Annotated in this window: 22 protein-coding genes and 1 tRNA gene; 14 read left to right on the top strand and 9 right to left on the bottom strand. The window is 72.6% G+C overall.

The features are described from left to right. Positions 1 to 60 precede the first annotated feature (60 nt). The 4 genes from HA073_RS22835 (at position 61) to msrA (ending at position 2,356) form a co-directional block, all read left to right on the top strand. On the top strand, positions 61 to 390 hold the full coding sequence (locus tag HA073_RS22835; RefSeq protein ID WP_281605144.1) for a hypothetical protein: 330 nt from the start codon (positions 61 to 63) through the stop codon (positions 388 to 390). Then, entirely contained in the window at positions 390 to 1,082 is a 693-nt protein-coding gene (locus HA073_RS22830) for a nucleotidyl transferase AbiEii/AbiGii toxin family protein (protein ID WP_043326519.1), read from the top strand. The genes HA073_RS22835 and HA073_RS22830 overlap by 1 nt, the downstream gene beginning before the upstream one ends. Positions 1,083 to 1,206: 124 nt before the next feature. After that, entirely contained in the window at positions 1,207 to 1,620 is a 414-nt protein-coding gene (locus HA073_RS22825; protein WP_043326522.1) for an HIT family protein, read from the top strand. Positions 1,621 to 1,696: 76 nt separating this feature from the next. After that, positions 1,697 to 2,356 (top strand): peptide-methionine (S)-S-oxide reductase MsrA, encoded by a 660-nt coding sequence (msrA, locus tag HA073_RS22820; RefSeq protein WP_043326524.1) that lies wholly within the window; start codon positions 1,697 to 1,699, stop codon positions 2,354 to 2,356. A gap of 69 nt (positions 2,357 to 2,425) precedes the next feature. Here msrA and HA073_RS22815 read toward each other — a convergent pair whose 3' ends face one another. Both HA073_RS22815 and HA073_RS22810 read right to left on the bottom strand, forming a co-directional pair. Further along, a complete protein-coding gene (locus HA073_RS22815; RefSeq protein WP_166457238.1) occupies positions 2,426 to 2,779 on the bottom strand; it encodes a hypothetical protein in 354 nt (117 codons plus the stop codon). Next, the gene (locus HA073_RS22810; protein ID WP_043326527.1) at positions 2,776 to 3,243 is read right to left on the bottom strand and encodes a hypothetical protein; all 468 of its coding nucleotides are present in this window, start codon (positions 3,241 to 3,243) and stop codon (positions 2,776 to 2,778) included. The genes HA073_RS22815 and HA073_RS22810 overlap by 4 nt, the downstream gene beginning before the upstream one ends. A gap of 205 nt (positions 3,244 to 3,448) precedes the next feature. Here HA073_RS22810 and HA073_RS22805 point away from each other — a divergent pair, with 205 nt between their 5' ends. The 5 genes from HA073_RS22805 to HA073_RS22785 all read left to right on the top strand — a co-directional run bounded on the left by HA073_RS22805 (position 3,449) and on the right by HA073_RS22785 (position 10,006). After that, entirely contained in the window at positions 3,449 to 5,239 is a 1,791-nt protein-coding gene (locus HA073_RS22805; protein ID WP_166457237.1) for an N-acetylglutaminylglutamine amidotransferase, read from the top strand. Between the two features lie 2 nt (positions 5,240 to 5,241). After that, positions 5,242 to 7,080, top strand: coding sequence for an N-acetylglutaminylglutamine synthetase (gene ngg / locus HA073_RS22800; protein ID WP_113972006.1), 1,839 nt, complete (start codon positions 5,242 to 5,244; stop codon positions 7,078 to 7,080). Then, positions 7,077 to 8,261, top strand: a complete 1,185-nt coding sequence (locus tag HA073_RS22795; protein WP_030501323.1) for an osmoprotectant NAGGN system M42 family peptidase — start codon at positions 7,077 to 7,079, stop codon at positions 8,259 to 8,261. Before ngg ends, HA073_RS22795 begins: the two co-directional genes overlap by 4 nt. A 309-nt stretch (positions 8,262 to 8,570) precedes the next feature. Continuing rightward, a complete protein-coding gene (locus tag HA073_RS22790) occupies positions 8,571 to 9,500 on the top strand; it encodes a ribonuclease Z (protein WP_166457236.1) in 930 nt (309 codons plus the stop codon). Beyond that, a complete protein-coding gene (locus HA073_RS22785; protein WP_043326535.1) occupies positions 9,497 to 10,006 on the top strand; it encodes a GNAT family N-acetyltransferase in 510 nt (169 codons plus the stop codon). The genes HA073_RS22790 and HA073_RS22785 overlap by 4 nt, the downstream gene beginning before the upstream one ends. An 89-nt stretch (positions 10,007 to 10,095) precedes the next feature. On the opposite strand, the gene HA073_RS22780 is transcribed toward HA073_RS22785, so the two are convergent. Both HA073_RS22780 and HA073_RS22775 read right to left on the bottom strand, forming a co-directional pair. Further along, a complete protein-coding gene (locus HA073_RS22780; protein ID WP_043326537.1) occupies positions 10,096 to 11,466 on the bottom strand; it encodes a cystathionine beta-synthase in 1,371 nt (456 codons plus the stop codon). Between the two features lie 76 nt (positions 11,467 to 11,542). Beyond that, positions 11,543 to 11,899 carry a YkvA family protein gene (locus HA073_RS22775; RefSeq protein WP_013474058.1) on the bottom strand — a complete coding sequence of 119 codons (357 nt, stop codon included), beginning with the start codon at positions 11,897 to 11,899 and terminating at the stop codon, positions 11,543 to 11,545. Positions 11,900 to 12,040: 141 nt separating this feature from the next. Between HA073_RS22775 and HA073_RS22770 the strand changes: the two genes are divergently transcribed. The 4 genes from HA073_RS22770 (at position 12,041) to HA073_RS22755 (ending at position 16,848) form a co-directional block, all read left to right on the top strand. After that, entirely contained in the window at positions 12,041 to 13,087 is a 1,047-nt protein-coding gene (locus HA073_RS22770; RefSeq protein ID WP_043326540.1) for an SGNH/GDSL hydrolase family protein, read from the top strand. A gap of 102 nt (positions 13,088 to 13,189) precedes the next feature. After that, positions 13,190 to 14,002 (top strand): SGNH/GDSL hydrolase family protein, encoded by an 813-nt coding sequence (locus HA073_RS22765; protein WP_043326542.1) that lies wholly within the window; start codon positions 13,190 to 13,192, stop codon positions 14,000 to 14,002. Positions 14,003 to 14,060: 58 nt separating this feature from the next. Next, the gene (locus HA073_RS22760) at positions 14,061 to 15,323 is read left to right on the top strand and encodes an acetyl-CoA C-acetyltransferase (RefSeq protein WP_113972009.1); all 1,263 of its coding nucleotides are present in this window, start codon (positions 14,061 to 14,063) and stop codon (positions 15,321 to 15,323) included. 40 nt (positions 15,324 to 15,363) lie between these two features. Continuing rightward, the gene (locus tag HA073_RS22755; RefSeq protein ID WP_166457235.1) at positions 15,364 to 16,848 is read left to right on the top strand and encodes a CYTH and CHAD domain-containing protein; all 1,485 of its coding nucleotides are present in this window, start codon (positions 15,364 to 15,366) and stop codon (positions 16,846 to 16,848) included. A 100-nt stretch (positions 16,849 to 16,948) separates the two neighbouring features. Here the strand turns inward: HA073_RS22755 and HA073_RS22750 are convergent, their stop codons facing one another. The 4 genes from HA073_RS22750 to HA073_RS22735 form a co-directional block, all read right to left on the bottom strand. Next, the gene (locus HA073_RS22750) at positions 16,949 to 17,269 is read right to left on the bottom strand and encodes a hypothetical protein (protein WP_069087424.1); all 321 of its coding nucleotides are present in this window, start codon (positions 17,267 to 17,269) and stop codon (positions 16,949 to 16,951) included. 38 nt (positions 17,270 to 17,307) lie between these two features. After that, entirely contained in the window at positions 17,308 to 18,066 is a 759-nt protein-coding gene (locus HA073_RS22745; RefSeq protein ID WP_030501314.1) for a Bax inhibitor-1/YccA family protein, read from the bottom strand. A gap of 123 nt (positions 18,067 to 18,189) precedes the next feature. Continuing rightward, complete coding sequence (locus HA073_RS22740) at positions 18,190 to 19,035, bottom strand: Bax inhibitor-1/YccA family protein (RefSeq protein WP_043326550.1); 846 nt, start codon at positions 19,033 to 19,035, stop codon at positions 18,190 to 18,192. A 110-nt stretch (positions 19,036 to 19,145) separates the two neighbouring features. After that, a tRNA-Leu gene (locus tag HA073_RS22735) sits at positions 19,146 to 19,226 on the bottom strand. Positions 19,227 to 19,327: 101 nt separating this feature from the next. Between HA073_RS22735 and HA073_RS22730 the strand changes: the two genes are divergently transcribed. Further along, on the top strand, positions 19,328 to 21,145 hold the full coding sequence (locus HA073_RS22730; protein ID WP_281605146.1) for a hypothetical protein: 1,818 nt from the start codon (positions 19,328 to 19,330) through the stop codon (positions 21,143 to 21,145). Positions 21,146 to 21,199: 54 nt separating this feature from the next. Here the strand turns inward: HA073_RS22730 and HA073_RS22725 are convergent, their stop codons facing one another. After that, positions 21,200 to 22,531 carry an NAD(P)/FAD-dependent oxidoreductase gene (locus HA073_RS22725; RefSeq protein ID WP_043326553.1) on the bottom strand — a complete coding sequence of 444 codons (1,332 nt, stop codon included), beginning with the start codon at positions 22,529 to 22,531 and terminating at the stop codon, positions 21,200 to 21,202. Positions 22,532 to 22,550 lie beyond the last annotated feature (19 nt).

The raw sequence follows: 22,550 nt of genomic DNA, 5'->3' as shown, positions 1-22,550 counted from the left end.
TAGGCCGGGCGCGCCTGTCACAACCAGGACTCTGTCGGGGTGGTCGGCCATACTGGTCCGGTGAGTACGACCGAGGCGCTCCCCTCCCGCCTGCACGGCGTCGCCGACCGGATCCCGGCCTCGCTGGGTCTTTTGAGCGGCCCGCGGTCGGGGCGGGTCAGCCTGCCCGTGCGCCTTGCCTGGTCGGGCCCCGGCGACTACGACGTGGGCGACCCGGGTGAGCGACTGACCCTCTACTGCCTCCTGCTTGACTGCGGCCAGCGGGACGACATCATCAGATACGTCGACGCCGCGCTGCTCCGCCAGGACTGGCCACGTATTCGACGGTTGACGGCCCGGCGGGTGACCCGGCTCTGGGAGAGGCAACTGCCCGACCTCGTCGCCGGGTGATGGACGCGCTGCACCGTCGCCTGCTGGAGATCGGTTTCGCCGCTGGTGACGACCTGGGACTGATGCTCGCCGGTGGCTACGCCATGTGTGCCCACGATCTGGTCGACCGGCCTTCCCAGGACATCGACTTCGCCACGGCCGCCGCGATGCCACTCAGTGCCGTGGCGGACCGGCTCGCCGCCGCCTACGTCGCGGCCGGGTTCTCCGCCCGGATCATCGAGGCGACGCCGCGCATGGCTCGCCTGCTGATCTCGGACGACGCCTCTTCCTGTGAGGTCGATCTGCTCAAGGAGGCACTCGCGCCGCCAGCCCGCATGGCGCTGGGCCCGGTGCTGGCCTTCGAGGACGCGGTCGGGCTGAAGGTCCGGGCGCTGCACGACCGTGCCGCCCACCGCGACTACATCGACGTCCGCGCAGCCTCCGAGCGGCTCACCCGGTCGGAGCTGGAGCATCTCGGCGCCCGGCACACGGCCGGCTTCTCGTTGGACGAACTGGCCGACCGGCTGGGTGGTGTGACGGAGCGGGACAGCCGGACGTTCCGTTCGTACGGGCTCACCGAGCAGCAGGTCGACGAGCTGCGCGGATGGGCGCTGCGGTGGGAGGCGGACATCCGGGCGCGCCTCGCCAACGGCGAGACCGGCCCGACCGGCATCCCCGACGACGACTGGGACGCCTACCTCGATCGCGCCTGACCTACGGCCGGTCTTCTCGTCGATCATGAGGTTGACGGTGGTCGCCGTCCGATTTGTCGCCGCCAACCTCATGATCAACGCTCGCCCGGAGGTGGGGTGGGCGGGCCGGGCCTAGGGTGGGCGGATGAGCGGGTGCGTGTTCTGCGGGATCGTGGCGGGCGAGGTGCCCGCGTTCCGGGTCACCGACGAGCCGGACGGGGTCGCGTTCCTGGACACCCGCCCGGTGTTCAAGGGGCACGTGCTCGTGGTGCCCCGCACCCACCTGGTCGCCCTGTCCGACCTGCCGCCCGACGCACTGCCCGGCTACTTCCGGCTGGTCCAGCGCATCGCCGTGGCGGTGGAGACCGGTCTGGACGCCGGTGGGACGTTCGTGGCGATGAACAACCGGGTGTCCCAGTCCGTACCGCACCTGCACACCCACGTGGTTCCCAGGACGAAGGGCGACGGTCTGCGCGGCTTCTTCTGGCCGCGTACCCGGTACGCAGGTGACGCCGAGGCCGAGGCGTTCGCCGGGCGGATCTCGGCGGCGCTGGCCTGACGTCGCGGTGGGCGGGTAAGGAACCGGAGGGCCACGCTGTTGCACACGCTGGGAAAGCCAAGAGAGGAGTCCCACCGTGTTCCTCCGCCGCATGAAGGCCGAGATGATCTCTCCTGACCAGGCCCTGCCGGGCCGCCCGATCGCGATGCCGATCGCCGACCGGCACGAGGTGCTGCCGTCGACGCTGAAGGGCCCGTTCCCCGAGGGCGCGCAGGTCGCTGTCTTCGGCATGGGCTGCTTCTGGGGCGCCGAGCGGCTGTTCTGGACCCTCCCCGGCGTGATCACCACGTCCGCCGGCTACGCGGGTGGCTACACCACCAACCCGACGTACGAGGAGGTGTGCTCGGGTATGACCGGGCACGCCGAGGTGGTCCAGGTGGTCTACGACCCGTCGAAGATCGCCTACGAGGACCTGCTCAAGGTCTTCTGGGAGAACCACGACCCGACCCAGGGCATGCGCCAGGGCAACGACGTGGGCACCCAGTACCGCTCGGCGATCTACACCACCACCGACGAGCAGGCCGCCGCTGCGAAGGCGTCGCGGGACGCGTTCGCGCCGATCGTGGCCCGGGCCGGCAAGGGTGAGATCACCACCGAGATCGCGCCGCTCGGCGACTACTACTTCGCCGAGGACTACCACCAGCAGTACCTGGCGCCGACGAAGAACCCGAACGGCTACTGCAACCACGGACCGAACGGGCTGAGCTGCCCGGTCGGCGTCGCCCGCACCGCGTAGCCAGACCGAGCACTGCCCATTCCATTCGGGCCCTCGCCCCTCAGGGACGGGGGCCCGAACGCACTGCGGTCAATCGGTGGCTCTGGGATGGCCGGTTCCGGCGTGCTTGATCCAGCAGGTTCGGGTCTGGTCGTCGACCAGGTACCAGATGCGGCCGCCGGCGGTGACCTCGTACTGCCACTGCGGCAGTGACCGCCCGTTGGGCACGGCTGTGGCGAGGGAGCCCTTGAGGGGGTGCTGGCGGCTGTTCGGCGGAGACGGGCACGGGTGCGCCTCGATCGCGTCGAACGCGCCGCGCGTGTTGGCCGCGGCCTGCCGGCACAGTTCCTCCCAGCCCTTCGCCGCGTCGTTTGTGGCGAACCGCAGGGCGTACCCGCCGGGCCGGGGTGGCGGGGCGGCGCGGTCGCCGCGCTTCGCGCTCACTCGTCGGTCGGGCGCGTCACCGGCCCGAAGTCGTCGGCGCTGGGCGCGGCCAGGATCCGATGCAGGTCGGGATCGGCGTGCACCTCAGCGGTGTGCCGCCATTCGGTGAGCAGCTGGGACACCGCCGCGGTGCTGCCGACAGCCGCTGCGGCCTCGGCCGTGGCGATGAACTCGTCGGTCATCTGCTCGGCGTCCCCCTGCGGCAGGAACCGCATCCAGGGCAGCACAGTCGGAAGCGTCTCCCGGACCAGGGCCGGCTCTCGCCGCGCCAGGCCGGCCAGCAGCCGCGCGGTCAGGTCGACCACCTCCCCCTCGGCTTCAGCCCGCTCGGCGGACATCAGCACCAGGTCGGCGGCGTCGCGGCGACGGAGCCGCAGCGCCCGGGTTCGGGCCAGCCGTTCGGCGGTTTCCGTCGGCTGGCGCAGCAGCTCGGAGAACGGCACCGACTCCAAGGGCATCGACATGACATCAATACTACTTCAGAAGTAGCCTGCTGCGGCATTCCTCACACCCCTGCGGGTGCCGAATCCCGACATCGGGTGGAATGAGGCAGGAACCGAAGGCGTGACAGGCAACCACGCTGCGTGACGGCGCATCGTAGCAAGCTGTCACACGTTCGTCATCGTCTCAACAGGCGAACCGAAACAACCTCTGGCAGCATTGGCTCGTATGTGCGGACTTGCGGGAGAGTTCCGCCGTGACGGTTCACGCGCCGATGTCTCGGCCGTGGAGCGGATGGCGGCCACGATGAGTGACCGAGGGCCCGACGACAGCGGCGTCTGGTCGCAAGGGCCGACCGCGCTGGGACACCGGCGCCTGAAGATCATCGACCTGTCCGCGGCGAGCGGCCAACCCATCGTGGACGCCGCCGCCGGGCTCACCGGTGTCTTTAACGGCTGCATCTACAACTACCGGGAACTACGCGCCGAACTGCAGGCCAAGGGCCACCGGTTCTTCTCGTCCGGCGACAGCGAGGTAGTGGTCAAGGCGTACGCCGAGTGGGGGCTCGACTTCGTCGACCACCTGATCGGCATGTTCGCGGTGGCGATCAGCGAGCGCGACACCGGCCGCCTGGTGCTGGCCCGGGACCGCCTCGGCATCAAGCCGCTCTACCTGGCCGAGACCCCCGGCGTGGTGCGGTTCGCCTCGACCCTGCCGGCGCTGCTCGCCGGTGGCGGCATCGACACCACCATCGACCGGGTGGCGCTCGCCCACTACCTGAGCTTCCACAGCATCGTGCCGCCGCCGCGCACCATCCTCGCCGGCGTCACCAAGCTGCCGCCGGCCACGGTCCGGGTGTACGAGGCGGACGGCTCCACCCACGAGCGGGTCTACTGGGACCCGTCGTTCGGCCGCGCCGCCGAGCGGGCCGGCTGGTCCGAGCGGGACTGGCAGGACGCGCTGCTCGACTCGCTGACCACCGCCGTACGCCGCCGCATGGTGGCCGACGTTCCGGTGGGCGTGTTGCTCTCCGGCGGCCTCGACTCCAGCCTTGTCGTCGCGCTGCTCGCCGGCGAGGGGCAGGCCCAGTCCGGCCTGGCCACGTTCTCCATCGGCTTCGACGCGGTGGGCGGGCGGGAGGGCGACGAGTTCGTCTACTCCGACCTGGTCGCGAAGACGTTCGGCACCGACCACCACCAGATCCGGGTGCCCACCGGCGACCTGCTGCCGCCGCTGGAGGCCGCCGTCGGGGCCATGAGCGAACCGATGGTCAGCCACGACTGCGTCGCGTTCTGGCTGCTCAGCCAGGAGGTCGCGAAGCACGTCAAGGTGGTCCAGTCGGGTCAGGGCGCGGACGAGATCCTGGGCGGCTACCACTGGTACCCGCCGCTCGCCGGGGTGGACCGGGAGCAGGCGCTCGAGACGTACGCGAAGGCGTTCTTCGACCGCGACGCGGCCGGACTGGCCCGGGTGCTCAACCCGGCGTGGCTGGCCGACGGCGACCCGGCGCGGGAGTTCGTGGCCGCGCACCTGGGCCGCCCGGGCGCGCAGACCGCCGTCGACGCCGGCCTGCGGATCGACACCCAGGTCATGCTGACCGACGACCCGGTGAAGCGGGTCGACAACATGACCATGGCGCACGGGCTGGAGGCCCGGGTGCCGTTCCTCGACCACGAGTTCGTCGAGCTGGCCGCGAGCTGCCCGCCGGAGCTGAAGCTGGCCCAGGGCGGCAAGGGCGTGCTCAAGGAGATCGGCCGGCGGGTCCTGCCGCACGAGGTCATCGACCGGCCCAAGGGCTACTTCCCGGTGCCCGGACTCACCCACCTGGAGGGCAAGCTCCTCGACCGGGTACGCGACGCGCTCACCGCGCCCGAGGCGCGCCGTCGCGACCTGTTCCGCGCCGACTACGTCGACGCGCTGCTCGCCGACCCGAACGCCGAACTGACCCCGTTGAACGGAAACAAGCTGTGGCAACTGGGACTCCTGGAAATGTGGCTCCAGAGCCACGGAATCGACTGACCGTGACCGACACCCTCGCCACCGGAACGGCACGTACCGACCGGGAACGGGTGCTGGGGCGCCGCCGGGAACGCATCGGCCCCGGCGGTGACCCGGTCGCACCGGGTACGCCGGAGCAGCGGCAGCCGGAGCCCACGTCCACCGACGCCTCGGGCGTGGTGCTGGACTGCGGCTGGGGCCGGCTGGTGTTCGGGCAGACGTTCGACGACCAGGTGCACGTGGCCGACGTGCTGCGCTCCGAGGCGGTCGGCGCCCGGGACATCTGCATCTACCTGCGCGACCCGCACGTGCTGGTGTCGCGGCTGCCGGACGAGCTGTTCATCGACCCGTCGCTGACGTACCGGCTGCCGCTGGGCGAGAAGCGGCCCGCCGCGACCGAGGGCGGCGAGGTGCCCGGGCTGACCGTCCGGCCGCTGCGTGACGCCGCCGACGCGGAGGCGGTGAACCGGATCTACGCGCGCAACGGCATGGTCACCGCCCCGGTCGAGGTGCTGGTGGACAACGCCGGCACGGACCGGTTCCTGCACCTGGTGGCCGAGGACACCACGGGTGAGGTGGTCGGCACCATCACCGGCGTGGACCACGTCGCGGTCTTCGGCGATCCGGAGAACGGCGCGAGCCTGTGGTGCCTCACAGTCGACTTCAACACCGCCCCGCCCGGCACCGGGCAGGCGCTGCTCACCGCGCTCGCCGACCGGCTCGACGGGCGCGGCCGGGCGTTCGTGGACCTGTCCGTGCTGGCCGAGAACTCGGGCGCGATCCGGCTGTACGAGCGCCTCGGCTTCCACCGCACCGGCACGCTCTGCGTGAAGCGGAAGAACCCGATCAACGAGCGCCTGTTCCTGCCCGCCATGCCCGAGGGGTACGACGAGCTGAACCCGTACGCGAAGATCGTCGCGGACGAGGCGATGCGCCGCGGCATCCGGGTGGAGGTGACCGACCCGCACTGGGGTGAGCTGAAGCTGACCACCGGCGGCCGGACCATCCACACCCGCGAGTCGCTGTCGGAGCTGACCTCGGCGGTGGCGATGAGCCGCTGCGACGACAAGCGGGTGACCCGGCGCATCCTCACCGAGGCGGGCCTGTCGGTGCCGCGCGGGCGTACCGCCACCGGTGAGCCCGACGACGTGGCGTTCCTGAACGACGTGGGTCCGGTGGTGGTCAAGCCGGCGCGGGGCGAGCAGGGCAACGGCATCACCGTCGGCGTGCGTACGCCCGAGGCGCTGACCGCGGCCGTCGAGCTGGCCCGCCGGTTCTGCCCGGACGTGCTGATCGAGGAGCTGCGCGCGGGCGAGGACCTGCGGGTCGTGGTGATCGACCACGAGGTGGTCGCCGCCGCGGTACGCCGCCCGGCGCAGATCACCGGCGACGGGGTGCACGACATCACCGAGCTGATCGAGCGGCAGAGCCGCCGCCGGGCCGCCGCCACCGGGGGCGAGTCCCGCATCCCGATCGACGACATGACCCGCGAGGTGGTGGCCGAGGCCGGGTACCGGATGCACGACGTGCTCCCGGAGGGCGAGGTGCTCGCGGTACGCCGGACGGCCAACCTGCACACCGGCGGCACGATCCACGACGTGACCGCCGAGCTGCACCCGGCGATCGCCGAGGCGTGCGTCACCGCGAGCCGGGCGCTGGACATCCCGGTCACCGGGCTGGACCTGCTGGTCCCCGCCCCGGACCGGCCGGAACACGTGTTCATCGAGGCGAACGAGCGGCCCGGACTGGCCAACCACGAACCGCAGCCCACCGCCGAGCGCTTCGTCGACCTGCTCTTCCCGGGTACCCGGGCACCGCAGCGACTCTGGTCGCCGGCCGGTGCGGCAAGCTCTGGGGCATGACCGCACGCAAGCCCCAACCGCTCAAGCTCGACCTCGACTACCTCCGCCAGGTGCTGGTGGAGCTGCTGGAGATCCCCAGCCCGTCGGGGCGCACCGACCACATCCAGCAGTACGTGGGCGAGCGGCTCTCCGCGATCGGGATCAGCTCCACGCTGACCCGTCGCGGGGCGCTGAGCGCCTGTCTGCCCGGCCCCCGGTCGACCGGCGCCGACCGGGCGATCGTGGTGCACACCGACACCATCGGCGGCATGGTGAAGCGGCTCAAGGAGAACGGCCGGCTGGAGGTCAACCCGATCGGCACGCACAGCGCCCGCTTCGCCGAGGGCGCCCACGTGCGGATCTTCACCGACGACCTGGAGCGGGTCGTCACCGGCCAGGTGCTGCCGCTGAAGGCGAGCGGGCACCGCTACAACGAGGCGGTCGACCTGCAGGGCGTCGGCTGGGAACTGGTCGAGGTGCGGGTGGACGAGCCGGTGCACGACGAGGCCGGGCTGCGGGCGCTCGGCATCGACGCCGGGGACTTCGTCGCGTTCCTGCCCAACCCCACCATCACCCCGAACGGGTACGTCAAGTCCCGCCACCTGGACGACAAGGCGGGCGTGGCGGCGGTGCTGACCGCGTTCAAGGCGATGGTCGACGCCGGTGTCACCCCGGCGGTCACCGCGCACCTGCTGGTCACCGTCACCGAGGAGATCGGCCACGGCGCGAGCCACGGGCTGGACCCGGACGTCGCGGAGATCGTGTCGGTGGACGCGGCGGTGGTCGCGCCGGGCCAGCAGTCCCGGGAGACCGCGGCGACGCTCGCCATGGGCGACGGGGTCGGCCCGTTCGACTACCACCTGACCCGCAACCTCGCCTCGATCGCCAAGGAACACGGCGTCGACCTGGTCCGGGACGTGTTCGACTACTACCGCTCGGACGTGGCCGCCGCGGTCGAGGCCGGGGCGCACGCCCGGGTGGCGCTGCTCGGGTTCGGCGTGGACGCCACCCACGGCCACGAGCGCACCCACCTCGACGGCCTGCACCAGCTCACCCAGCTGCTCTGCCTCTACCTGCAGAGCCCGCTGGTGTTCCCGGAGTGGGACGCCGAGCCGGAGGGCGACCTGGCCGACTTCCCGTCGCTCGCCGTGCAGCCGGCGAACGAGGACGGCCCGCGCGAGGGCCCGATCGGCCTGGACTGACCGGGCCTGTGATCGAAATCCGTTGCCGCGGCCGCCGCGAAGTGGATAGCGTGGCGGTACACGGGAAAGGAGGTGGTCCAGACTTGTATAGCAATCGGACTCGTGAGGTGGCTGTCCGCTAGCCGCTGTCCTCGACAGTGAAAACTCGCCCGCCGCGAGGCGGGCACCTGCAGGATCGTCGAGACCGTGTGGCAGCGGTGCGGCGAAACCACGACAGCCACCCGACCCCCGGGGTGCCGGCCCAGTCCAGCCGGCCCGCGCGCGAGCGCGGAAGCCCCGGGGGTCGCTTTTTGCGCTCGGGAGGGTGCGGTGTCCATGCGTGAGCTGGTGGTGCTCGGTACGGCCAGCCAGGCCCCGACCCGGCAGCGCAACCACAACGGCTACCTGCTGCGCTGGGACGACGAGGTGATCCTCTTCGACCCGGGCGAGGGCAGCCAGCGGCAGATGCTGCACACCGGGGTCACCGCCACCGACCTGACCCGGATCTGCGTCACCCACTTCCACGGCGACCACTGCCTCGGGCTGCCCGGCATGATCCAGCGGCTCTCGCTGGACCGCGTACCGCGCCCGGTGGCGGTGCACTTCCCGGCCGGCGGCGCCGAGTACTTCGCCCGGCTGCGCCACGCCTCCAGCTTCTACGAGACCGCCGAACTGGCAGTCGAGCCGATCGACGCCGACGGGCAGCGGATCACCCTGGGCATCGGCACGCTGGAGGCCCGCCGGCTGCGGCACCCGATCGAGACGTACGGGTACCGCCTGGTCGAGCCGGACGGCTGCCGGATGCTTCCGGAGCGGCTGGCCGCGTACGGCATCGCCGGTCCGGACACCGGAAGGCTGCTGCGCGACGGCCACCTGGACCGCGACGGGCGCCGCGTCACCCGGGACGAGGTGAGCGTCGTCCGGCCGGGGCAGCGGTTCGCGTTCGTGATGGACACCGGGCTCTGCGACGGCGTGTACGCGCTCGCCGAGCACGCCGACCTGCTGGTGATCGAGTCGACGTTCCTGGAGTCGGAGGCGGCGCTCGCCGCCGAGGTCGGGCACCTCACCGCCGGCCAGGCCGCGCGGGTCGCGGCCGAGTCGGGGGTACGCACGCTCGTGCTCACCCACTTCTCCCAGCGGTACGCCGACCCGCGCCGCTTCCACGACGAGGCCCGCGAGCACTTCTCCGGTGATCTGGTGATCGCCGAGGATCTTCAGACGGTACAGGTGCCGCCCCGGCGGGTACCGTCGCCCGGGTGACGATCTCCCTACGTTCCGCGACCGAGGCCGACCTGATGGCGGTCGGCGCCCTGCACCAGCGTTCCCGGGTGGCGGCGTACTCGTCGTTTCTGCCGCCCGAGGCGCTGGCCGACCCGACGCCGGAGGCGATGGGCCGCTACTGGGTGGAACGGCTGACCTGGGAGGGCGCGGACCACCGGATGACGGTGGCCGAGCGGGACGGGAAGCTGGTGGGCTTCAGCTACCTCGGGCCGGACGACGAGGGCGACCCGGCGACCGGGCTGCTCAACGCGATCCACCTGGAGCCGTCCGAGCGGGGCCGGGGCACCGGACGGGCGCTGATGGTGGACGCGCTCGACGCGATGCGGGCCCGGGGCTGGACGCGCGCGGTGCTGTGGGTGCTGCGGGACAACGCCCACGCGCGCCGTTTCTACGAGCGCGGCGGCTGGACCGCCACCGGTGATGAGCGGGACGAACACATCGGCCGGGTGCTGGTCCCCCAGCTCCGCTACGCCCGCCGCTTGTAAGGAAGGGCCCCTTATTAACGCCTCCGGTAGAGGAAGGGCCCCCTTTTAACACCGCGGTGTTAAAAGGGGGCCCTTCCTTACAAGCAGGGTCAGCGGGCGCCGAGGTGGGCCAGCAGGTCCTGGCGGGTCAGCACGCCCTTGGGCTTGCCGTCGACCAGCACCAGCGCCGCGTCCGCCTTCTCCAGCAGCCCGACCGCCTCGCTCACCGGCTGGCCGCCGCCGATCATCGGCAGCGGCTCGCCCATGTGCCGCTCGATCGTGTCGTGCAGGTGGGCCTGGCCGGTGAACAGCGCGTCGAGCAGGTCCTTCTCGGCGATCGAACCGGCCACCTCACCGGTCACCACCGGCGGCTCGGCCTTGAGTACCGGGAGCTGCGAGACGCCGTACTCGCGCATGTAGTCGATCGCGTCGCGAACCGTCTCGGTCGGGTGCACGTGCACCAGCTCGGGCAGGCCACCGGGCTTGCCGGCGAGCGCGTCGGCCACCGTCGGCTCGGTGCCCGAGTCGTCCAGGAAGCCGTACCGGGCCATCCACTTGTCGTTGAAGATCTTCGACAGGTAGCCCCGGCCGCCGTCCGGCAGCAGCACCACGATCACGTCGTCCGGGCCGGCCTTGCGGGCCACCTCCAGCGCACCCACCACGGCCATGCCGCAGGAGCCGCCGACCAGCAGACCCTCCTCGCGGGCGAGCCGGCGGGTCATCTCGAAGGACTCCTTGTCCGACACCTCGACGATCTCGTCGGCGATCTTCCGGTCGTACGTCTCCGGCCAGAAGTCCTCACCGACGCCCTCGACCAGGTACGGCCGGCCGGTGCCGCCCGAGTAGACCGAGCCCTCCGGGTCCGCGCCGATCACCTTGACCCGCCCCTCGGACGCCTCCTTGAGGTAGCGGCCGATGCCGGAGATGGTGCCGCCGGTGCCGACGCCCGCCACGAAGTGGGTGATCCTGCCCTCGGTCTGCTTCCACAGCTCCGGGCCGGTGGTCTCGTAGTGCGAGCGCGGGTTGGCCGGGTTGCTGTACTGGTTGGGCTTCCACGCGCCGGGGATCTCCCGGGCCAGCCGGTCGGACACGTTGTAGTAGGAGCGCGGGTCCTCCGGCGCGACGGCGGTCGGGCAGACCACCACCTCGGCGCCGTACGCGCGCAGCACGTCCTGCTTGTCCTGGCTGACCTTGTCCGGGCAGACGAAGACGCAGCGGTAGCCCTTGAGCTGGGCCACCAGGGCCAGCCCGACGCCGGTGTTGCCGCTGGTCGGCTCCACGATCGTGCCGCCCGGCCGCAGGATGCCCGCCTTCTCGGCGTCCTCCACCATGCGCATCGCGATCCGGTCCTTGACCGAGCCGCCCGGATTGACGTACTCCACCTTCGCCAGCACGGTGGCCTGGATGCCCTCGGTGACGTTGCGCAGGCGGACCAGCGGGGTGTTGCCGATCAGCTCGACGACGTTGTCGTAGTACTGCACCTCGTTGTGCCCTTCGTCGCGCCGCCGTCGTGGGGCGGTCGGTCAGCCGTCAGTTCGCCGACCAGCGTACGTGCCGTCAGGGCACCACATGCCCCGGGATGACCGAGCTGCGACGTGCCTCCCACTCCAGGAACCGTTCGGTCTCGGCGAGCACGCTGCCGGCCAGCCAGGTGACCATCACCGCGTCGTCGGCCAGCCCGAAGATCGCCAGCGGAATCTCCGGCAGCAGGTCGATCGGGCTGACGATGTACGCGGTCGCGCCGGCCATCAGCGCCAGGCGCAGGCCGCCGTCGTACTCGCCCCTGGTGGTGGCGCGGATCATCCTCGGCAGCGCCGCCAGCCGGGCCCCGAGCGACGGCCCGCCCCGCGTACCGGCCGCCAGCGCCCGGGCCAGCGCGGCGAACGCGGCGCTGCGCTTCAACGTCTTCCCCATGTCTTCGCCCCTCTCCGCCCGACCATGGTGCGGCCCGGGGGCAAGCCCGCGTCCGCCACCCCCATCGGTACCCAGTCCGGGCGCCGCCCAGCCATCCGATCAAGGACAGCAGTGGTCGTACCGGCGCGATACTGTCGGTTCATGGGGGACGCTGGTTCCGTCGCGCCGGTCCACTGGCAGCGCGTCCGGCAGATCGCCCGCCTCGCGGCGATCGGCACGGGCGCCACGGTGGCGGCCACCGCCGCCACCGGCGGGGTGCTGCTCGGCCAGGCCCGGCAGGCCCGGCGCACCATCCCGATGGCGCAGGCCCCGCCACCGCGCTGCGACGGCGTGTACGGCGCGAAGCTGCCCGGCCCGCCGGTCACCATGGTCATCCTGGGCGACTCCTCGGCAGCCGGCTACGGCGTGCACAGGCGCCGGGAGACACCGGGCTCGCTGCTGGCCACCGGGCTGTCCCGCCGCCTGCACCGGCCGGTACGCCTGCACCGGTTCGCCGTGGTGGGCGCGCTCTCGTCCGGGCTGAAACCGCAGGTCGAGTCCGCCCTGGAGGTCGAGCCGGACGTGGCGGTGATCCTGGTGGGCGGCAACGACGTCACCAACCGCACCCCGCCGGGGCTGGCCGTGCGCTACCTGGTGGACGCGGTCCGCACGCTGCGGGCGGCCGGCTGCGAGGTGGTCGTCGGCACCTGTCCCGACCTGGGCACCATCCGGCCGATCCAGCCGCCGCTGCGCTGGCTGGCCCGGCGCTGGAGCCGCCAGCTCGCGGCCGCGCAGACGGTGGGCGTGGTCGAGGCCGGCGGCCGGGCCGTCTCACTCGGCGACATGCTCGGGCCGCGGTTCGCCGCCGAGCCCGCCCGGATGTTCGCCTGGGACCGGTTCCACCCCTCCGCAGAGGGGTACGCGATAGCCGCGGCGGCGTTGCTGCCCACCGTGCTGTCCGCGCTGGGCGCGGTCCCGGAACGCAGGCCTGTCCTGCCCGGCGTGGAAGGCGTACGGTCGCTCCCGGAGGCGGCTCACGAGGCGGCCCGGCACGCCGGCACGGAGGTCAGCGGCGCCCAGCTCCGGGGCCGCGACCGCGGGCCCGGCGGACGCTGGGCGCAGCTTCGCCGACGGGCCTTCTTCGGCGTCGGCGCGCTGCCCCCGACCGGCAGCGCCGCCGACTCGGCCACCCTGGAGGAAACGGCATGAGCGAGCGAAGCGGAGTGCTGTCATGAGCGAGCGCAGCGAGCGAATCGGCCAGCTCAGCGCAAACGTGCCTCATGACGGCACGGAGCGAAGCGGAGTGCTGTCATGAGCGAGCGGAACGAGGTGGCCCGGTGGGGCCGGGCGGCGGCCCTGTCGCTGCTGGCCGGCACGGTGGGCGGCGCGGCGGTCCTCGCCGGGCAGGCCATCGCCGCCCGCAGCCGGGAGTACGCCCAGCCCGAGCTGGGTCTGGTGTTGCGCGCGACGGTCGGCCGGGCGGACGCGCCGCCGCTGCGCCTGGTGCTGCTCGGCGACTCGTCGGCGCTCGGTGTCGGCGTCGACCGCTTCGAGGAGACGATCGGCGGTCAGCTCGCGAACCTGCTCGCCGAGGGGCCGCACGGCCGCCGGGTGCATCTGTCCAGCGTCGGGGTCTCCGGCTCCCGCGCCACCGACCTGGCCACCCAGGTGGCCCGGGCGCTGCTCGGCGAGCGGCCCGACGTGGCGGTGGTGCTGATCGGGGCGAACGACGCGACGGCGCTGAGCCGCCCGGGTGACGCGGCCGCCTATCTCGGCTCGGCGGTGCGCCGGCTGCGGGAGGCGCACGTCGAGGTGGTGGTGGGCACCTGCCCCGACCTCGGCGCGGTACGCGCGGTCGCCGCCCCGCTGCGTCAGGTGCTCGGCTGGTCCGGCCGGCGGATGGCACGGGCCCAGACAGCGGCCGTGCTGGACGCCGGTGGCACGGTTGTCGACCTGGGCACCGAGACGGGCCCGGTGTTCCGCGCGGATGCCGGCACGCTCTGCCGCGACGGCTTCCACCCGTCCGCCGACGGCTACCGGGTCTGGGCGCACGCCCTGCTGCCGGCGGTCGAGGCGGCGGCGACTGTCGCGTTCCGGCACCACCGCCGACCGCCCACGGGGTGACATTTCCCGCCCGCCGCACACCTTCCCGCGCATGTTACCGGCGCGTTAACGTTGGCTCATGCCGATTGAGTCGCCCCGCGACGCCGTCATCGTCGCCACCGCCCGGTCCCCCATCGGCCGCGCGTTCAAGGGTTCCCTCCGCGAGGTCCGCCCGGACGACCTCGCCGCCACCATCGTCCAGGCCGCCCTCGACAAGGTTCCGGCGCTCGATCCCACCACCATCGACGATCTCTACCTCGGGTGCGGCCTGCCCGGCGGCGAGCAGGGCTTCAACATGGCCCGGGTGGTCGCCACGCTGATGGGCCTGGACGGCCTGCCGGGCGCCACGCTGACCCGCTACTGCGCGTCCTCGCTCCAGACCACGCGGATGGCGATGCACGCGATCCGGGCCGGTGAGGGCGACGTGTTCATCTCCGCCGGTGTGGAGATGGTCTCCCGGTACGCCCGGGGCAACTCGGACACGCTGCCGCCGGAGGCGCAGGCGCTGGTCGGCGGCGGCTGGGAGAACCCCCGCTTCGCCGAGGCCCGGGAGCGTTCCGCGGCCCGCGCCCAGGGCGGCGCCGAGGTGTGGGCCGACCCGCGCGAGGCCGGGCAGCTCCCCGACATCTACCTCGCCATGGGCCAGACCGCGGAGAACCTGGCCCAGGTGTACGACGTGACCCGCGAGGACATGGACGCGTTCGGCGTCCGCAGCCAGAACCTCGCGGAGAAGGCGATCGCGGACGGCTTCTGGGCCCGCGAGATCACCCCGGTCACCACGCCGGACGGCACAGTTGTCAGCAGCGACGACGGCCCGCGTGCCGGGGTGACCCTGGAGGCCGTGGCCGGTCTGAAGCCGGTGTTCCGCCCGGACGGCCGGATCACCGCCGGCAACTGCTGCCCGCTCAACGACGGCGCCGCCGCAGTAGTGATCATGAGCGCCGAGCGGGCGTCCGAGCTGGGTCTCACCCCGCTGGCCCGGATCGTCTCCACCGGCGTCAGCGCGCTCTCTCCCGAGATCATGGGCCTGGGCCCGGTCGAGGCGTCGAAGCAGGCGCTGAAGCGGGCCGGCATGACCATCGACGACGTCGACCTGGTCGAGATCAACGAGGCGTTCGCCGCGCAGGTGATCCCCTCATACCGGCAGCTCGGCATCCCGGAGGAGAAGCTGAACGTCGCCGGTGGCGCGATCGCCGTCGGCCACCCGTTCGGCATGACCGGCGCCCGGATCACCGGCACGCTGCTCAACGCGCTGGAGTGGCACGACAAGACCATCGGTCTGGAGACCATGTGCGTCGGCGGCGGCCAGGGCATGGCGATGGTGCTGGAGCGACTGAGCTGAAACCGGTTCGCCGGCGCGCGGGCCGGGTACGGGAGGCCGTATGGCGACCGTCGTGGAACGTGAGCGCAAGTACTCCGGCGACGAGGGTTTCCAGCTGCCCGACCTGACCGGGTGCGGTGGCGTCGTGACCATGTCCGACGCCACCGTCTCGGATCTGGACGCCGTCTACTGGGACACCGACGACCTGCTCCTGCTGCGCAGCGGGCACGCGCTGCGTCGGCGTACCGGGGGGCACGACGCGGGCTGGCATCTCAAGGTGGGCGCGGTCGGCGGCGCGCGGGTCGAGCACCAGTTCCCGGCCGGGGCGTCCGACGACGGCCCGCCGGCCGAGATGGTCGCGCTGATCCGGGGCGCGTCGCGGGGCCGTACCGTCGCTCCGGCCGCCCGGGTGGTCAACCGCCGCCGGGAACGGCGGCTGCTGGACGCGGACGGCCGGGTGCTGGCCGAGGTGGCCGAGGACGACGTCCGGTCCGAGGATCTGGTGGACGGCGCCGCGCGGACCTGGCACGAGATCGAGATCGAGCTGGTCGACGGCGACGAGGCGCTGCTCGACGCGCTGGGCGAGCGGCTGCGCGCGGCAGGTGCCCGGGAGGTGGCGGTCAGCAAGTCGCACCGGGCCGTCGCGGGCCGGATCGAGCGCTTCGACGACCGGGAACCGGACGGCCCGGCGGGGCCGGTCCTCACGTACGCCAGGGCGCAGCGGGACGCGATCGTCGGCAACCACGCGGCCGCGTACCAGGGTGACGAGGGCGCGGTCCACGACATGCGCGTCGCGGCCCGCCGGTTGCGGGCGACGCTGCGTACCTTCCGGGGGTTGTGGGACCACCGGGAGAGCGAGGCGGTCCGGGCCGAGCTGCGCTGGCTCGGCGGCGAGCTGGGCCGGGTCCGCGACACCCAGGTGATGGCGGCCCGGCTCACCGAGGCGGTGCACGAGCTGCCGGACGAGCTGGTGCTCGGCCCGGTGGCCGCGCGGATCGGCGAGCGGTTCGCGGCCGACCTGGCCGGGACGACGGCGGCGCTGCGGTCCGCGTTGGACTCCGGCCGCTACCCCGAGCTGCTGGCCCGCCTGGATCGGCTGGTCGACGGCGCACCCGCCGACGTCGGCCGGCGCTGGGTGGACCGGCGGATCCGCAAGGCGGTACGCCGCGCTGACGAACGGCTGGACCGGGCGCTCACTGTCGACGGGTGGGCCGGGGACGCGGCGCTGCACGAGGCGCGCAAGAAGCACAAGGCGGCCCGGTACGCGGTGGAGGTGCGTGAGTCGAGCGCCGGCAAACCGGCCGCCCGCCTGGTGAAGCGGTTCAAGGCGCTCCAGGATCTGCTCGGCGCCCACCAGGATTCGGTGGTGACCCGGGAGACGCTGCGGCGGCAGGCGCTCCAGGCGTACGCCGACGGCGAGAACACGTTCACCTACGGCCTGCTGCACGGGAGGCAGGCGGAGGCCGCCGGCCACGACCGCCCCGCCGTCCTGCGGGCACGCGACCGGGCCCGACGCCGCAAGGCACGCCGCTGGCTCAACCCCTGACCGCCCCCGCCACCCGGTCGATCATGAAGTTAGCGGGGATCCGCGTCCGTTTTGTCGCCGCCAACTTCATGATCAACGCGACGAAAGGGAAGGGGGCGGGTCAGAGGGCGGCGCGAGTTCGGGTTATCGCCTCGGCGGCCTCGGCCAGGACGGGGGCGGGGGGATCGGCCAGCGTCAGGTCGGCGGTTACCACGCGGAGCTGGTCTGGGAGCGCCTGGTCGCTGGGGAGCCGGGGCACCTCGCGGCGCGGCTCGCCCGCCGCGTCGGCGGCCAGGTTGGCGATCTCCTGGACCAGCTTGTGCACCAGGTCGGCCCGGGACACGTTGCCGCCCTCGGCCTTGGCCGACCAGCGCGGCTGCTGCCAGTGCCCCACCTGTCGGACCAGCAGGGTCACCGCCCGGTCCAGTTCCGCTGCGCTCATCGCCGCCGAGTCTACGGCGACGCCGGGCCGGAGCGTGCTCAGCGGCGTACGTAGCTGAGCAGGCGCAGGATCTGCCAGTACAGGAAGATCAGCCCGACGAGCAGCCCGAACGCGCAGTACCAGGCGTAGCGGCGGGGCAGCCGATTCGCGGCCGACCGCTCGACCAGGTCGAAGTCGAGGATGAAGCTGAGCGCCCCGGCGATGATCGCCACCACCGAGAACACGTACGGCAGCCAGCCCACCCGGTCACTGAGGCTGTAGACGGCCACGCCCTGCCGCCCGGTGAACAGGTACGCGAACAGGTTGACCAGGCCGATCGCCACGATCCCGACGAGCGTGCCGATGACCAGGCGGGCCAGGCGCGGCGTGGCGCGTACCAGCCGGGCCCGGTAGAGCACCGCCATGCCGAGGAAGACGCCGAACGTGCCGACCACCGCCTGCGCCACGATGCCCGGGTAGACCAGTTCGAAGGCGCGGCTGGCCACCCCGAGCAGCAGCCCCTGCAACACGGCGTACCCGACGATGACCGGCGGACTGGTGATCTGCTTCAGCGAGATGACGAGCACCAGGGCGAGGCTGGCCAGCGCGCTTCCGGCCAGCGCGGCGGAGATCCACGCGGCCTGCGGCACCAGCACCCAGGACAGCGCCGCCGTGACGCCGGTGACCAGCAGCAGGCCCACGGTGCGGCTCACCACGTCGGCCACCGTCATCGCGTCGGCGGTTCCGACCCCGAGCACCTGCCGCTCGGCGCGGCCGACGTCGTCCAGCCGGTCCAGCACCGGATTGGCACTGCGCACCGTGACCACCTCCCGCCCACGTACCCGAGTCCCACTCTGCCCCGGTCGGCACGGTAGGGACGGGAAAACGGCGACGCCCGCCGCCGCGGATGCGGCAGGCGGGCGTCGGCGGAAAGCGAGACGTCAGTCGTCGCCCTGGAAGTAGCTGAGCAGCCGCAGGATCTCGATGTAGAGCCAGACCAGGCCGACCACGATGCCGAAGGCGGCCGTCCACGAGTAGCGCTGCGGGAGTCCCATCCGGACCCCCTCCTCGATGTCGGCGAAGTTGAGCACGAAGCTCAGCGACGCCACCACGATGCAGACCAGGCTGAAGCCGATGGCCAACTTGCTGCCATCCCGCAAGCCAGTGTTCACGCCGGCCAGGGACAACACGAAATTGATCAGCATGACCGCGAAGAGGCCTGCCATGATCGAGACCAGGATGCGGGCGAACTTCGGGGTAGCCCGGATGATCCGCGCCTTGTAGATCATCGCCATGAGGAAGAAGACGCCGAAGGTCGCCACCACGGCTTGAAGCACGATCCCGTCGTACCGCGCCTCGAACGCCTTGCTGACCATGCCGACGAAGACGCCCTCGATGATCGAGTACGCCACCACGAGCGCCGGGTTGGCCATCCGGGAGAACGAGATGATCAGACCCAGCACCAGGCCGACCACCGCGGCGCCGATCCACGCCACGCCGACGAGCGAGTCCGGCACGAGCACCCAGGCCGCAGCGGCCGAGGCGCCGAGGATGGCGAGCATGAGGACCGTCTTGACGACCACGTCGTCGAGCGTCATCGGGGTCACGGTGGGCGGTGCCACCGGCTGGCCGTAGCCGCCCGGGTAGGGCTGGGCGTAGGGCTGCTGCGGGTACTGCTGCTGGGGGTATCCGGGCTGACCGTAAGGCCCGGGCTGGGCGTACCCGGCCGCCCGCTCACGCTCTGCCGCCTGGCCGAGCCGGGCGAGCACCGGGTTCGAGGTCTTCACTTCTCAGGCCTCCCTCAGGGGGTCGATCGCACGTAGACGTGCTACTCCAGGGTAGACGTGGCCGCAATCGCGCGTGCGACGGCTAGCTGTGGGAAACCTGAGAGTTCGTGTGCCCGGGGCGGGGGTCGAACCCGCACGCCTTGCGGCAGCCGCTTTTAAGGCGGCCGTGTCTGCCGTTCCACCACCCGGGCGGGTGACACCGGCGCGCCGACACGCGCGGTGCAGATCTCACCGTAGCGGCTCGGCCGCGACCCGGCGTACCCCGACGGCTGCGGCCGTTATGGTCGAGGCCGTGACCAGCGCCGCCCGCACGGCCTCCGGGCCCGACCAGGTCCGGGCGGCCCGCCCGGCGACGGTCACGCGGCGGATGACGGCCGCCGTCCGGCGGCGCCGCGCCGACCTGCTCGTGGGGCTGGCGTTCGCCGCGTTCGCCGCCTGGCTCACCCACGGCCTCTGGCCGGCGCCGGGCACGCGGGTACTCGCGCTCAACCCGGCCGACCAGACGCTGTACGAGTGGTTCCTGGCGCTCGACGCGCGTGCCCTGCGCGGCGAGCTGAGCCTGGTCAGCGACCGCCTGAACGCGCCGGACGGGGTCAACCTGATGGCGAACACCTCGGTCGTCGCGCTCGGCGTGCCGCTCGCCCCGGTCACGCTGGCGTTCGGCGCGCCGGTCACGTTCGCGCTGCTGGTCGCGCTCAACCTGGCCGGTACCGCGCTGGCCTGGTACCTGCTGTTCACCCGCGTCCTACGGGCCCGTCCGCTCGCGGCCGGGCTGGGCGCGTCACTGTGCGGCTTCGGGCCGGGCATGGTCTCGCAGAGCAACGGCCACCTGCACATGACCGCGCAGTGGCTGGTCCCGGCGCTGGTCTGGCTGGTCGTCCGGCTGCTGCGCGCCGCCGACCCGGCCGGGCGCCCGGGCGGCCCGGACCGCCGCCGGATGGTGTCGTCGGCGGCCGGGCTCGCCGCTGTCGTCACCGTGCAGGTGTTCGTCGGCGAGGAGGTGCTCTTCCTCACCGCGCTCACGCTGGCGGTGATGACGCTCGCGTACGGGCTGGCCGACCGGGAACTGCTGCGCCGGGCCGGTCCCGGCTTCGCCCGCGGGCTGCTGGGCGCGGCCGGGCTGGCGCTGCTCGTGCTGGCGTACCCGCTCTGGGTGCAGTTCGCCGGTCCGCAGGGCGTCGCCGACGGGATGTTCCCGCCCGCCTACTTCTCCGCCGACCTGGCCGGCTGGACCCGCCTCTCCGCGCTGACCGTGTTCGGCAGCCCGGAGGCGGTCCGGCTGACCACCGGTCCGGCCGAGTTCACCACGTTCCTCGGCTGGCCGCTGCTGCTGGTCGCGGTCGGCTGCGCGGCCTGGCTGGGCCGGCGGCCGCTGGTGGTGGCGCTGGTGGCAGGCGCGCTGGTGACGGCCGCGCTCGCGCTCGGCCCCGAGGTCGTGGTCGGCGGCGAACGGACCGGGCTCCCCGGCCCGTACCGGCTGCTGGCCGGGCTGCCGGTGGTGGACGGCGCGCTGCCGATGCGCTTCGCGCTGGCAGTGCTGCCGCTGGTCGGTACCGTGCTCACGCTCGCCGTGCACCGGGCGCTCGGCGAGTCCGGCCGGGCCCGCCGGGGTGTCCCGATCGCGGTCGGCGCGGCGGTGCTCAGCGTCCTGCCGACGCCGCTGCCCACGATGGACCGGCCGCCGCTGCCCGAGTTCGTCACCGGCGGCCACTGGCGGCAGTGCGTACGCCCCGGTGGGGTGCTGGTGCCGGTGCCCACCGCCACTCCGCAGACCCCCTGGCCGATGCGCTGGGCCACCGCCACCGGCGTCGGCTTCGCCATGCCGGAGGGCTTCTTCATCGGCCCGTACGGGCGGGGCGGCTCGGCCACCATGGGCACCTGGCAACGCCCCACCTCGGCCCTGCTCGCCGACGTGGCCCGCCGGGGCGTGGCGCCGGCGGTCGGTGACCGGCAGCGCCGCCAGGCCGCCCGGGACGTCGAGTTCTGGCGCGCGTCCTGCGTCGCGGTGACCGACGACGCGCCGCACGCGGAGATGCTGCGCCGCACCCTGGAGCAGTTGTTCGGGCGGCCGGGTACGCGGCTCGCCGACGCCTGGACCTGGCGGTTCTGAACCACGAAAACGGCGCGGGGACCTTCCGTTCGGAAAGTCCCCGCGCCGGATCCGTCAGACGCGCGCGGCGACCGGCGGGGCGGACGCCTCGGCGAACTCCTCACGCGGGTCGTGCAGCTGACCCAGCGCCACCACCTCACGCTTGAGGAAGAACGCCAGCGTCCAGTCGACCACCACGCGCACCTTGCGGTTGAACGAGGGGATCCGCGACATGTGGTACGTCCGGTGCATGAACCAGGCCGGCCAGCCGGTCATCTTGATGCCGTAGACCTGCGCCACACCCTTGTGCAGGCCGAGGCTGGCCACGCTGCCGGCGTGCTTGTGCTTGTAGTCGACCGGCTCGCGCCCGCGGATCACGTTGGCGATGTTGTCGGCCATCCGCGCCGCCTGCCGCACCGCGTGCTGGGCGCTCGGCGAGCAGAAGTTGCCCGGCTCCTTGGTCAGGTCCGGCACGGCGGCGCAGTCGCCGGCGCTCCACGCGCCCTCGACCACCCGGTCGCCGTCCACGATCTGCAGCGTGGGCCGGCAGGTGACCCGGCGGCGCTCGTCGCGCGGGAAGTCCGTGGCGTCGAGCATCGGCGACGGCTTCACACCGGCGGTCCAGACGATGGTGTCGGACGGGAAGCTGTCGCCGTCGGAGAGCTTCACCACACCGTCGACGCAGGACTCCAGCCGGGTGTCCAGGCGGATGTCCATGTCCCGCTTCATCAGCTGCTGCACCGTGTAGGCGCCCATGTCCCGGTCGACCTCGGGCAGCACCCGCTGGGTCGCCTCGACCAGCACCCAGCGCATCTCCTCCGGCTTCAGCTCCGGGTAGTAGCGCAGCGCGTCGCGGGCCATGTCCTCCATCTCGGCGAGCGCCTCGATGCCGGCGTAGCCGCCACCGACGAAGGTGAACGTCAGCGCGCGGCTGCGTACCGCCGGGTCGGTGGTGGAAGCCGCCACGTCGAGCCGGTCCAGCACGTGGTTGCGCAGGTAGATGGCCTCACCGATGGTCTTGAACCCGATGCCGTGCTCGTGCAGGCCGGGAATCGGCAGGGTGCGGGAGACCGAGCCGGGCGCGACCACCACGTGGTCGTACTGGATCTCCCGGGCCGGGCCGCTGATCGGCTGCACCACTGCGGTCATGCGGTCGTGGTCGATCCGGGTGACGGTGCCCGCCACCACGGTGCACTTGCGCAACTCCCGCCGCAGCGGCACGACGGCGTGCCGCGGGGAGATGTTGCCCGCCGATGCCTCCGGGAGGAACGGCTGGTACGTCATGTGCGGCTGCGGGTCGACGACGATGACCTCGGCCTCACGCCTGCTCAGCTTCTTGGACAGGCGCAGAGCGGCGTACAGGCCCACGTGACCGGCACCCACGACAAGGATCCGCTTCGGGTTCACGTCATCTATCTTTCCCCGG

It is taken from the genome of Micromonospora sp. CMU55-4, from assembly GCF_011602315.1.
Classification (GTDB): domain Bacteria; phylum Actinomycetota; class Actinomycetes; order Mycobacteriales; family Micromonosporaceae; genus Micromonospora; species Micromonospora chalcea.
This window is presented reverse-complemented; position numbering and strand designations above follow the sequence as displayed.